General features: G+C 72.6%; 12 protein-coding genes. 3 read left to right on the forward strand and 9 right to left on the reverse strand.

Annotated elements, in window-relative coordinates:
* Positions 1–47: 47 nt before the first annotated feature.
* From HCC61_RS15205 to HCC61_RS15245, 9 genes are all read right to left on the reverse strand, one after another.
* Positions 48–524, reverse strand: a complete 477-nt coding sequence (locus HCC61_RS15205) for a VOC family protein (protein WP_169135968.1) — start codon at positions 522–524, stop codon at positions 48–50.
* Between the two features lie 67 nt (positions 525–591).
* A complete protein-coding gene (locus tag HCC61_RS15210; protein ID WP_169135969.1) occupies positions 592–1,137 on the reverse strand; it encodes a 2,4'-dihydroxyacetophenone dioxygenase family protein in 546 nt (181 codons plus the stop codon).
* 84 nt (positions 1,138–1,221) lie between these two features.
* Positions 1,222–1,983 carry an enoyl-CoA hydratase/isomerase family protein gene (locus tag HCC61_RS15215; protein ID WP_169135970.1) on the reverse strand — a complete coding sequence of 254 codons (762 nt, stop codon included), beginning with the start codon at positions 1,981–1,983 and terminating at the stop codon, positions 1,222–1,224.
* The gene (locus tag HCC61_RS15220; protein ID WP_169135971.1) at positions 1,980–3,086 is read right to left on the reverse strand and encodes an acyl-CoA dehydrogenase; all 1,107 of its coding nucleotides are present in this window, start codon (positions 3,084–3,086) and stop codon (positions 1,980–1,982) included. Before HCC61_RS15220 ends, HCC61_RS15215 begins: the two co-directional genes overlap by 4 nt.
* Positions 3,076–4,215 carry an acyl-CoA dehydrogenase family protein gene (locus HCC61_RS15225; protein ID WP_169135972.1) on the reverse strand — a complete coding sequence of 380 codons (1,140 nt, stop codon included), beginning with the start codon at positions 4,213–4,215 and terminating at the stop codon, positions 3,076–3,078. The genes HCC61_RS15220 and HCC61_RS15225 overlap by 11 nt, the downstream gene beginning before the upstream one ends.
* Positions 4,209–5,372: a CoA transferase gene (locus tag HCC61_RS15230; RefSeq protein WP_169135973.1), complete on the reverse strand. Its 1,164-nt coding sequence runs from the start codon at positions 5,370–5,372 to the stop codon at positions 4,209–4,211. The genes HCC61_RS15225 and HCC61_RS15230 overlap by 7 nt, the downstream gene beginning before the upstream one ends.
* Positions 5,369–6,127 (reverse strand): MBL fold metallo-hydrolase, encoded by a 759-nt coding sequence (locus tag HCC61_RS15235; RefSeq protein WP_169135974.1) that lies wholly within the window; start codon positions 6,125–6,127, stop codon positions 5,369–5,371. Before HCC61_RS15235 ends, HCC61_RS15230 begins: the two co-directional genes overlap by 4 nt.
* 50 nt (positions 6,128–6,177) lie before the next feature.
* Positions 6,178–7,269: an alcohol dehydrogenase catalytic domain-containing protein gene (locus tag HCC61_RS15240; protein WP_169135975.1), complete on the reverse strand. Its 1,092-nt coding sequence runs from the start codon at positions 7,267–7,269 to the stop codon at positions 6,178–6,180.
* A 278-nt stretch (positions 7,270–7,547) separates the two neighbouring features.
* Complete coding sequence (locus tag HCC61_RS15245) at positions 7,548–8,231, reverse strand: QsdR family transcriptional regulator (RefSeq protein ID WP_169135976.1); 684 nt, start codon at positions 8,229–8,231, stop codon at positions 7,548–7,550.
* Positions 8,232–8,498: 267 nt separating this feature from the next.
* Here HCC61_RS15245 and HCC61_RS15250 point away from each other — a divergent pair, with 267 nt between their 5' ends.
* The 3 genes from HCC61_RS15250 to HCC61_RS15260 all read left to right on the forward strand — a co-directional run bounded on the left by HCC61_RS15250 (position 8,499) and on the right by HCC61_RS15260 (position 11,915).
* The gene (locus HCC61_RS15250; protein ID WP_169135977.1) at positions 8,499–10,028 is read left to right on the forward strand and encodes a long-chain fatty acid--CoA ligase; all 1,530 of its coding nucleotides are present in this window, start codon (positions 8,499–8,501) and stop codon (positions 10,026–10,028) included.
* Entirely contained in the window at positions 10,025–11,236 is a 1,212-nt protein-coding gene (locus tag HCC61_RS15255) for a helix-turn-helix domain-containing protein (protein ID WP_169135978.1), read from the forward strand. Before HCC61_RS15250 ends, HCC61_RS15255 begins: the two co-directional genes overlap by 4 nt.
* Positions 11,237–11,453: 217 nt before the next feature.
* On the forward strand, positions 11,454–11,915 hold the full coding sequence (locus HCC61_RS15260) for a hypothetical protein (protein WP_169135979.1): 462 nt from the start codon (positions 11,454–11,456) through the stop codon (positions 11,913–11,915).
* The last annotated feature ends 6 nt before the right edge of the window (positions 11,916–11,921 follow it).

Genomic DNA, 11,921 nt, shown 5'->3' on the forward strand with positions numbered 1-11,921 from the left:
ATTCACCGAGCTGTCCGAATCCGCTGAGCCGTCGCGCGGAGAGCGTTCTAGATCTGAAGCAGGCGATCGCCTCCCGACGCCGGTCCCGTGGCCTGGATCAGCTCGATGAGCGTGCCGTGTGCCGCACCGTCCGCGTAGACGAAGCGGCCCAGGCCGGGCAGTTCGCCGGCGGTGACGATCGAGCAGGGCTTGTCCGTCGCCGCGACATGACCGAGCTGGTCGTCGATGGAGCCGACCACGAATGCCAGGTGGTGCAGGCCCTCTCCGTGCGCGAGCAGGAACTCGGTGTACGGGGAGTCGCCGGAGACCGGGGCGATCAGCTCGATCTGGGTCTCTCCGACGGCGAGGAACCCGTAGTGGGCGGTGAAGGTCGTCTCGCGGCCGTTCACCAGGGCCTCTTCGAACGTGACCTCGCGTGAGCCGGCGGGGCGCAGTCCCCATCGGCGCTCGAAGTCCTCGAACGCCGTGGCGACGTCCTCGACGACGATGCCGACGTGGTGCATGGCGGGCAGGCGGGAGACCATGTGGGTCGCCTCCTTGTAGTGGATGGAAGTGGATGGAAGACGGGCTTGCAGGGGGATGGAAGACGGGTCAGCGGACGAACCGGTCGGCGTAGGACGCCCCGAGCCCGACCTCTTCGTAGTGCCTGCGGGCTCGGGCGAGCTTGGTGCAGGCGTCCTCGACGGCCATGGGTGTGCCGTGCACGTCGACGTAGACGTAGGCGCCGGTGACGTGGAAGAGCGTGATCATCTCCTCGACGCCGTGCGGGACTTCGAGGGTGTGGGTGCCGCCGGGCGGCTCGTAGACGTAGCTGCCCTCCTCGGCCCACCAGTCGTGCTCCAGGTAGTGCCACCGGCCGCGCAGGTTGAAGGCGTGGACCGCGCCGGTGTGCTGGTGCCGCGAGAGCACGCCGTTGCGCTTCACCCGCAGCAGGTTGACGAAGTAGCCGTTGCTGACGTTGAAGATCAGCGGCCGGTAGGACACGTTCTCGGCCTGCGGCACCCACGCGTCGGGCTCGCCGTCCAGGTCCAGGGCGCCGACGGTGACGATGTCGGCGGCTATGTCGGGGGACTGGACGCCCTGGAACGGTCCGGACTCAAGGGTGCCGGGGTCGGGAGTTCGCTCGACGAAGGTCATGTGCTCCTGCTCTCTGGTGACTTGAAGGGCATGTGCCTCTGCTTTCCGGTGAGGGGTCTTCGTGGTGGGTCTTGGCGACGGGCTTCAGCTGCCGTTGAAGGCCGGGGTGCGGCGCTGGAGAGCCGCCGCGACGCCTTCCGCGGCGTCGTTCGTCGCCCACAGACGGCGCTGTTCCTCCAACTCGTGGGCGAGGGCCGTGCGTACGCGCCGTGCGAGGTCCCCGCGCAGGGTGTTCCGGATGGACGCGACGGCGAGCGGCGCGGAGGCCGCCACCTCCTCCGCCAGCCGCAGGGCCGCGGTCCGCGTCTCTCCCGGTTCGGCGAGGCGGTCGGCCAGGCCGATCCCGACCGCCTGGCGGCCCCCGATCCGGCGGCCCGTGTAGAGCATGTCCGCCGCGGCCTGTCCGCCGACGAGCGCCGGAAGGGTCACCGACAGCCCGAAGCCCTGGTGGAAGCCGAGCAGGGCGAAGTTGGCGACGAAGCGCGTGTCGGCGTCGGCGACACGGAAATCCGCGGCGCAGGCGAGGCCGAGGCCGCCTCCCACGGCGGCGCCCTGCACGGCGGCGATGAGAGGCGTCGCCGTGTCGAACAGCCTGGCCGCGCAGGAGTAGAAGGCCTCGGCCTGCCGTGCGGTCTCCTCGCCCAGCTCGGCGTCCGAGAAGTCCATTCCGGCGGAGAAGTGCCGCCCGGTGGACGCCAGTACCAGTGCCCGGCAGCCGGAGTCGGCATCGAGGCGTTCGACCGCTTCGACGAGACCGTTCATCGTCGTCATGTCGAAGTGGTTGGCGGGAGGGCGGTCCACCTCGACGAGTCCCACGTGTCCGTCACGCATTACGTTGACGCTCATTCCAGATCTCCCGTCGGAGTGGTGCCGCCGGTGAACGCGGCCTCGATGCCGTGGTCGAGAACGGCCGCCCCCAGGCGGGACCGCAGCACCCGCGAGGAGCCGAACTCGCCTCGCCAGGCGTGCAGTCGCCTGGTGAGCCGGTGCAGCCGGTACTCCAGCGTCAGTCCCATCGCACCGTGTGCCTGGTGGGCTGCGGACGCCGCGACGGCCGCCGCCTCGTTCGCCACCTCCTTGGCGGCGTCGACCTCGAAGCCGCTCCCGGAGGGGAGCGGCGCGTCCTCGGCGGCGCGGGCCGCTCGCAGCACGGTGAGGTTCGTCATCGCCGACATCTGGGCCAGCCGCACCAGGTGGAGCTGCACGGCCTGGAAGGCGGCGACGGGCCTGCCGAACTGCACGCGCTGCTGCGTGTACTCCAGCGTGAGATCGGCGACCGCCTCGATGGCGCCCGCGAGTTGGGCGGCCCGCAGCAGTGCGCCTCTGGAGCGCAACGCCCCGGCGTCCAGACCGCCGGGGGCGGGCAGGGCCACGACGGGCTCCGCCCCGGTGGCGACGAGGCGGTCGCGCGGCTGGCCGGCGAGGTCGAGCCCTTCCTCGATATGGCAGTCAGCCGGGTCGAGTTGGACGATGTGGACCTGCCCGTCCGGGCCGGCCGCGAGGCACACGACGGTGCCGCACGAGCGTGCCCACGGCACGTCGGCCAGGACACCGTCGAGACGGCCGCGGCGCAGTACGGGAATGCCGGCACCGGTGCCCGGTACCGGAATGCCGCCATCGGCGCCCGGCGCCACCGTCGCCGGGCCGGCGGGCGCGGGGACGCCGGCCCGGGTGAGCAGCCAGGCGGCCAGGATCGTCTCGGCGACGGGAAGCGGAGCCGCGTGCCGCCCGGCGGCGTGCAGCACGGCGGCGGCGTCGGTGAGCGTTCCGCCGCTGCCGCCCAGACTCTCCGGGACGGATACGAGCGCGAGGCCGGTCTCCTCCAGGGGCGCCCAGCGAGCCGGTGTGCACGGCTCGGCCTCCCAAGTGCGGGCACTGTCGGCCGAGTCGGCGAAGACCTGCTCGGCGGTCGCGGTGAGCAGCGGGTCGGCGGAGGTGTCAGCGGCCACGGCGCAGCCCCTTTGCGACGACGCCGCGCAGCACCTCGTCGGTGCCGCCCCGGATGGTGAACGCGGGGGCGGTGAGCTGGGCCTTGGCGAGGAGCCGTTCGAAACGGTCGGACGAGTTCGGGTCGGGTACGTGGCCGGTGTGGTCGGCGATCAGGGCGGCGATGTGCTGTTCGAGTCCGGTGCCCATCTCCTTGACGAGGGCCGCCTCCACCGTGGGTGAGGCTCCGGCGTCGACGGCGCGCGCGATGGACAGGGACATGCCCCGCAACGCCCAGAGCCGGGCACCGACTTCGCCGAGGTCGCGCCGCACCGCTTCGTCATCGCGGTCGCAGCGGCCGGAGCCGATCCATGCGCGCAGCAGGGGCAGGGTGCTCAGCCAGCGGTCCGGGCCGCCACGTTCCAGGGCGAGTTCGGCGGTGTTCTGGGCCCATCCGCCGCCGACCTCGCCGAGTACCAGCTCCGCGGGGACGAATACGGAGTCGAAGGTGACCTCGCAGAAGTCCTGTGTGCCGTCGATGAATCGGATGGGCGTGACGGTCACGCCGGAGGCGCGCCGGTCGACGAGCAGCTGGGTCAGGCCGGCGTATCCGTCGTCGGAGGTGCGGCACAGCACGATCAGCCAGTCGCAGTGCGCCGCCCCGCTCGTCCAGATCTTCGTGCCGCTCAGCCGCCAGCCGCCCGTGACGCCGACGGCCCGGGTGCGCAGCGCGGCGAGATCGGAGCCCGCGTCCGGTTCGCTCATGCCGATCGCGAAGCACAGCTCGCCGCGGCAGATGCCGGGCAGGAACCGCGCCTTCTGCTCGGCGGTGCCGAATCTGGCGATGCCGGGACCGCTCTGCCGGTCGGCCACCCAGTGGAAGCCGACCGGTGCCCCGGCCGCGAGGAGCTGCTCGACGACGACGAAGCGCTCGACCGCGCTGCGGCCGCCACCGCCGTACTCCACGGGAAGGGACATGCCCAGCCAGCCGCGGGCGCCCAGAGCGCGGGAGAATTCGCGGTCGAACGCCGCGGCCGGGCCGAGGCCGGGTTCGTAGCCGCCCTCCGGCAGCCGCTGGGCAAGGAACTCGCGTACCTGGGACCGCAGGGCGCGTTCGTCCTCGGTGAGCTGGGTGGGAGCAAGGGTCAGCATGCGCCGCTCCGTTCGAGCTCGGCGAGGACCTCGTCGGTGTCCTGGCCGATCAGTGGTGCGCCGCGGCGCACCGAGGAGGGCGTACGCGAGAAGCGTGCGGGCGGAGGTATCACGCGGTGGCTGCCCGCGGCCGGATGGTCGGTGGTGGGCAGCTCGGCGACGATCTCGTCCAGGGTGGCCACCGCGCTCGCCGGGATTCCGGCGGTGGCGCAGAAGCCGAGCCACTCGCCGGTGGTCCGGGTCCCCATCACCTCGGCCACGTCCCGGTAGAGCGAGTCGGAGTGACGGATCGCCGCGCGGCGGTCGGCATAGCGGGGGTCGTTCGCCAGATCCCGGCGCCCGGCCTCGGCGAACAGGTCGGCGTAGTGCCCGGGCGCGTACGGCAGGACGCTGATCCACCCGTCGAGCGTGCGCTGCGGGCGGCGGTGGGGGCTGAGGATGCGCGGGTAGCCGGCGTCGGCGACCGGGGGCTGGGCGATCGCGCCCGCACCGTGCTCGACGAGGACGAAGGAGCGCATGGCCTCGACCATCGGCACCTCGACGTGCTGGCCCGTGCCGGTGCGTTCGCGGTGCAGCAGCGCGGCGGTCACGGCCTGCGCCATGACCAGTCCGCACACCTTGTCCGCGAGGATCGTGGGCAGCAGCGCGGGCGTGCCGGACACCCGGGCCGCGGCGTCGGCGAGCCCGCTCGCGGCCTGGACGATGTCGTCGTAGGCGGGTTCGTCGGCGCGGTCGCTGTCCAGAGGGAAGCCCTGGCCCTGGCAGTAGACGACGTCCGGACGCAGCTCGCGGGCCCGCGCGTAGTCCAGGCTCATACGGCGCAGCGCGCCGGGCCGGTAGGAGGCGACGACCGCGTCGCACGTCGTCAGGAGCCGGCGAACGGCGTCGCGTCCGGCCGGGGACTTCAAGTCCAGGGTCACCGAGCGCTTGTTGCGCATCAGGTTGAGGCTGATGCCCGACAGCTGCGGGTGCGGGCCCGGCCCCATCAGGCGGTTGGTGTCGCCGGACCGGGGCTCGACGACGATGACGTCGGCGCCCTGATCGGCGAGGATCTGCGTCGCGTAAGGGCCCATGATCACGTTGGTGAGGTCGAGGACGCGGTGCCCGGCGAGCGGTCCGGTGGCCGGTGGTCCGGTGGCCGATGAGGCGGCACTCATGAGGGGTTGCCCTCCTTGCTGGACTCGGCGTGCTGGAGCAGGGAACGGACGAGCATCCGGGCCGCGGGCATGCGCGCGGACGGCAGACCGGGGTAGAGGTCGGCGAGGACGGCGTCCTCGCCGGTGACCCCCCGGTCGAGGCAGGCGCGTACCTGCTCGGCCTGACCGCGCCGCAGGTTCACCACCCGGTCCAGCACCCCGGCGGCGTCTTCCACGGCGGGTCCGTGACCGGGCAGCAGGACCGCGGTGCGGGCCAGCGCGCGCAGACGGGCCGCCGACCGGAGGAACCCGGACAGGCTGCCCTCGATCGCGGAGGAGCGGCGGTGCAGCACGGTGTCACCGCTGAGCACGCAGGCGTCGGCGGGAATGTGGAACGCGGTGGAGTCGTCGGTGTGACCGGGCGTGGCGACCACTTCGATACGGACGTCGCCCAGGTCGATCAACTCGCCGTCGCGCAGCGGGACTTCACCGGGGCGCGTCCCGCGGCCGCGGACCGGCGCTCCCGTGGCCGCCGCGATCTCGTCCGCTCCGTCGAGGTGGTCGACGTGGCCGTGGGTGACCAGGACGGTGTCGATGCTCCAGCCCCGCCCGGCCGCCGCGTCCATCACGGCGCGGTGGTGCGCCGGGTCGCGGGTTCCCGGATCGACCACCGCGCAGCGCCGGGTCTGATCGGAGCCGACGAGCCAGGTGTTCGTGCCTTCCCAGGTCCACATGTGCGCATTGGGGGCGAGCAGGTGCACCACGTGCGGAGTCACCCTGGCCGGGGTGCCGGCCCGCGGCGGCCAGGGGTGGAGCCGGGGCGCCGTCACGGTGTGCCGTCCGCCCCGCGCCCGCCGAGACGGGGCGCGTCCCCGGCGACGCGGACGAGCAGCTTGTTCGCCTCCTGCCGCCGCAGGGCGTGGAGTCCGCGTTCGACGACGTCCTCGAACTCGATCGTCTCCACCCAGCCGTCGACCGGGTATGCGCCGGCGGCCATGTCCGCGATGACGGCCTCGTAGTCGCCCTTGTCGTACGTCATGCTGCCGCTCAGGTCGACCTCGCGGCGTACGAGCGCGTTGCGGGACACCCGGAGGGGGCGGGTGTGCACCGCGGCGATCACGGCGTGGCCGCCGGTCCGGCAGCACTCCATGAGGGGGCCGACGACGCCCGGGTCACCGGCCGCGTCCATCGCTCCGGCGGCGCCCCAGCCGTCGGTCAGATCGCGGGCGGCGGCCACGGCGTCGGTGTTCGCGGGGTCGATGACGTGGGTGGCGCCGACGAGTTCGGCCGCCGTGCGGCGCAGCGCGGAGGGTTCGGACACCAGCGTGTCGACTCCGCGGGCGCGCAGGGCGATGACGGCACCGAGTCCGATCGGCCCGGCACCGAAGACGACAACCAGGTCGCCCTGTTCGGCGTGGACCCGGCGTGCCGCCCGGTACGAGACAGCCATCGGCTCGACCAGCGCGCCGTGGGCTGCCGAGAGCGCGGGCGGCAGAGGGAAGACCATGTCGCGGCGGACGACGGTCACTTCGGACAGGCCGCCGCCGACCCGGTTGAAACCGTGGATCGCCAGTTGAGGGCACACGTTGTGCCGGCCGCGCAGGCAGTCCGGGCACCGGCCGCAGCTCTGCATCGGCATGACCGCTACACGTTCGCCGGGTGCCAGGTCCGCCACGCCCTCGCCGGATTCGGCCACTTCGCCGGAGAGTTCGTGGCCCAGGATGCTCGGCAGGTGCGCTCCGGTGACCGGGTGGGGACGGGAGCCGGCCCCGATGGGACCGTCGAAGTACTCGTGGACGTCGCTGCCGCACAGGCCGTTGTACAGAACGCGGACGGCGACCTCCCCGGGACCGGGCCGGGGGAGCGGGACATCCTCGATCCTGATGTCCTCACGGCCGTAGAGCCGCACTGCGCGCATGGGGTTGCTCCGAGACTGATCGGGAGACCGGGAGAGCACAGTCAACCCGGGGAGAGCGCGCTTGGGGCCGAGGCGGACCTCGGGGCACGTCATCTTTGTGCTCAGCGCTGCACGCGGTGGCCCCGGCGGAGCCGGTGGCCCCGGCGGATCGCACCGACGCTCAACAGGCGCGGCCCGGGTGCGCGGCGGCGGTTCACGGCGGCGGTTCACGGCGGCGGTTCACGGCGGCATGACGCCGTGTCCCGGAGGACCAGTCGGTGCCGTGTACGGCGGTGCGTTCAGTGGCCGCGTGCAGGAGGAGCGTCTGCGCTGCCGAGCCCGACGAGCATGGCCCGGATCATCCGCACGGCAGCGGCGACGTCCGGGGCACGGTCGGCGATCACGTCGGAGTACAGGAACGTCTCGCTGATCCGGACGATGGCGTAGGCCGCGGCCGGGATGTCGTCGAGCGGCAGATGTCCGCGGTCGCGCTCAAGCTCCAGCAGCCGTTCGACCGCGCCGACCATGCAGCGCTGCGACTTGCTCTGCACTCCGGTCAGGATCCGCAGGGCCGCACGGGGGTCGTTCTCCAGATAGGCGTGCAGCGCACGGTCCTTCTCCGCCATCGACAGCACATGGCTGACGACCGCCGTGATCCGGTCGGCACCGCGCTGCCCGCTGCTGAGGCGGACGGCGTCGACCAGCGCGTGCCGCGAGCGCCACCACACCACCTCGTCCAGGAGCCGTTCGCGGCTGCCCACCTGCCGGTACAGCGTGGCCCGGCCGATGCCGAGGCGACGGGCGAGGCTCTGCATGTCCAGCCGCCGGCCCGCGGCGTACGCGGAGACGGTGGCGGCGAAGACGTCGGCGGGGATGCCGGACGGGGCCGCCACTCCTTCCGGGACGACAACTCGCACATCGGCGTCGGAGTTCGCGCAACCGGCAGCGTTCTCGCGGTTCTCGCGCTTGGGCGCGGGCGCCAATCGACTTCCACCTCCTCGCCCCAGGGGCCACACGCTATCGCGCTCCTCCGCCCTCCCCTGACGGGCTGGAGTCCGTACGGACCGGCCCGGCCGTCCCGGCGTGACCGAGACGAAGGGCGATGCGTCTCCCCTCGACGCGACCTTGACACATCGCACTGAGGCGCATTTACATTCCTACAACCCGGTGAGACAGATTTAGAAATGTCTCATCAGTAGTCGGTCCGCGTCATGGAGACGGCGACGGCCGGGTGCGAAGAAGGAGTCCACGTGAGTTTCAACCTGGCGACCACGCTCCGGGAGTCGGCCGCGCGTACACCGCACGCCCCGGTGATCAAGTGCTCGGGGCACACCATGAGTTACGGCGAACTGGACGGGCTCTCCGACCGGATGGCCCGCGGACTGGCCGACGCGGGCCTGGCTCCCGGGGCCGTCGTGGCGCTCCAGCTCCCCAACGTCCCCGAGTTCGCGGTCGCCTGCTTCGGGGCGCTCAAGGCCGGTATGACGGTGCTGCCGCTCAACCCGCTGCTGAAGTCCGCAGAGACCCGGTACCACCTGCGGGACTCCGGGGCGGCGGTGCTCATCGGCTTCGAGGGCTTCATCGACGAGGCGGCCGCGGACGCATGCGCGGCGGGCGTCGGCGTCTACGCGCTCGCCCCCTCAGGTGCGCCGCTGCCCGATGGGACATCCGCCTTCGAGACACTGCTGCCCGACATGCCGCCGGGCCCGGACCGCGGAGTGCATCCGACGGCAGCCGACGACACGGCCGTGCTCGTCTACACCAGCGGAACCACCGGGCGCCCCAAGGGTGCCGAACTCGCCCACTTCCAGATGTACTTGGCCGTAACGGTGGTCGGCGACGCCTTCGGCGAACGGCCGGACGACGTGAGCCTGGCCGTGCTGCCCTTCTTCCACGTCTTCGGACTCACCGCCCTCATCCGGGCCGTGCGCTTCGGCTCCAGCGTCTCGGTGGTGCCCCGGTTCGACGTGACGGCGGTCCTGGACGCGGTCGAGGCCCACGGCGTGAGCGAGATCCTCGGCGTTCCGACGATGCTCCTCGCGCTCGCCGAGGCCGACGTCGGCGGCCGTGACCTGAGCCGGCTGCGCGTGGCGGGGTCCGGCGGCGCCTCGCTGCCCGCCGAGGTCATGGACGCCTTCGAGAACAAGTACGGCGTGCCCGTACTGGAGGGGTACGGGCTGACCGAGACGGCCGGCATCTGCACGTTCAACACCAGCGCCGAGGACCGCCGGGTCCTGTCCGTGGGCCGGCCCGTGTGGGGTGTCGAGATGGCCGTACTCGGCCCCGGCGGCGCCTCGTTGCCGCCGGGCCCCGGCAACATCGGGGAGATCGTCACCCGTGGCTTCAACGTCATGAAGGGCTACCGCGGGCGCCCCGACGAGAGCGCCGCACTGCTGAGGGACGGCTGGCTGAGCACGGGCGACGTGGGCTATGCCGACGAGGACGGCTTCTACTTCGTCGTCGACCGCAGCAAGGACCTGATCATCCGCGGCGGTTACAACGTCTATCCGCGCGAGATCGAGGAGGTCCTGCTCGCCCACCCAGCCATCCTGGAGGCGGCGGTGATCGGCCGCCCGGACGACCGCCTGGGCGAGGAGGTCGTCGCCGTCGTCGTACTACGGGAGGGCGGCGAGCCCGACGAGGCCGCCGTCATCGACCACTGCCGTGCCCGGATGGCCGCCTACAAGTACCCCCGCGAGGTCAGGTTCGCCCCTGCGCTGCCCAAGGGCTCCACCGGCAAGACACTCAAGACCGAGCTGCGCGGCGGCAGTTCCCGATGACCGTGCACCAGCGCGTGCCCCGGGGCTTCTCCGATCACGCGGACGATCCGGGCCCGGACGGCGGCCACGGGGACGATCCCGGCCTGGACGCCGGCGCCAGGGCCGTCCGGCACAGCATCAACCGCATCGCCGCGACAGCCGGCGAACTCGCGGACTCCGCCCACCGCCAGGGCCTGGTCAGCGCCACACGTCAACTGCTGGCCCGGATACTCCAGTCGCTCACCGGGCTGGCCCCGGCAGGCACACCCCCGGTCGACGGCTCCCGTGCGCTGGGGGAACGGTGCGCCCGCAGCGGCGTACCGATCGCGTCCCTGATCGCCACCGCGGACCTCGGCGCCGACCTGCTCTGGTCGGCGCTTCAGCAGGCCCCCACCGAGCAAGGCCGCCCGGAACCTGCCCGCCTGGCAGCGGAGTCGGGCCGGTACTGGCGCTGCGTACAGGACCACACCCAGGCGGTACGCGAGGGCCACGCTCGTTGCCGGCAGTCCCCCTCGCCGCCGCACGTGCAGGGGTCGCACGGGCAGGGGGACGACCCCGCCGGGGCGCTCATCGCACGGGCCGGGAACCTCCCCGGCAGTGCCGGAGCCGTGCTCGCCGTCTGCGTGCTGGGCTGCCGTACGCCGGTGGCGGCGCACCGCTTGGAGGCTGCTCTGGCCGATGCCGGGATCGCGTCGGCCTGGGTCACCAGCGGGCGCAACGGGAGCGGACTGATCGTGGCGGAGAGGGGTGAGTCCGGCGCCTTGCCGGGGATACTCGCACGCCACCTGCCCGGCCGGGTGGGACTGGCCCCGCCCGGCCCGCTGCTCAAGGCGCGCGACGCGCTGGCCGTCGCCCTGTGGACGGCCCGCAGTCTGCCCTCGGACCGCACCGAGGTGGCGGCCGCCGAGGACCGGCTGCCGGCCGTGCTCGTCGCGGCCGCCCCGGCGCTCGCCCCGCTGCTGACGGGCCGGGGTGTCACGACGCTGCTCTCACTGCCCCCTGCTCTCGGCGGCGACCTCGTGCGCACCGTCGAGGCCCTGCTCGCCGAGGACGGGTCCCCGACCGGCGCCGGCGAGCGGCTGTTCTGCCACCGGAACACGGTCATGTACCGGATGCAGCGCGTCCAGGAGGTCACCGGCCGGGGCATGGCCGGTACGGAGGACAAGCTCATGTGGAGCCTGGCGCTTCTCGCGCAGCAGATCCACGGCGGTGCGGAGGAGACGTCCTGAACGCCGCTCGCCCATGCGGCCGCCGACCCACGCGGACCCGGCGTCGCCCCATCGGGCAGGAAGGTCCCCTTAATGGGCATTTAGTGCTTGTTTATGGCTCTTGCCTATCGTCGCGTCAAATCACCGGCCCCCGCCGCGACTTCGAGCACGCGCCGTGTGCGAGCCGACTCCACGCCGGGCGGCCGGGCCACCGAGTCAGGGAGACATGGAGGACACCATGACGAGCCGCATCCCCACGAGCAGACGATGGCGCCGCCGGGCCGCCGCGGCAGCCGGTGCGTTCGCGCTGGCCGGAGCCGCGGCCCTCGCCGCGCCCACGGCCGCGTCCGCGTCACCCGCCGCGACGACCGCCGTGACGACCTCCGCGCCTTCCGCCGGCCACGAGACGCGGACGGCTCCCTGCGACTCGGGCTACGTCTGCATCTACAAGGGCGACATCTGGGACGGCAGTTCCAACCACCCCATGGTCTACAGCTTCTACCGCTACGGCACGTACAACGTGGCCAACCTCATCGGCGACTACACCGTGGTGAACTGCCAGACGGGCGGCGCGGGGGTCAAGGGCTTCACGGGGTCCAACGGCACGGGCAGCGTGGCCTGGGACCTCAGCGTGAACAACTGCAACTCGGGCCTGTGGACCAGCCTCACGTCGACGAACTCCGTGCGGGTGTACGCCTGACCGCAC

Source organism: Streptomyces sp. HNM0575 (assembly GCF_012726265.1).
Classification (GTDB): domain Bacteria; phylum Actinomycetota; class Actinomycetes; order Streptomycetales; family Streptomycetaceae; genus Streptomyces.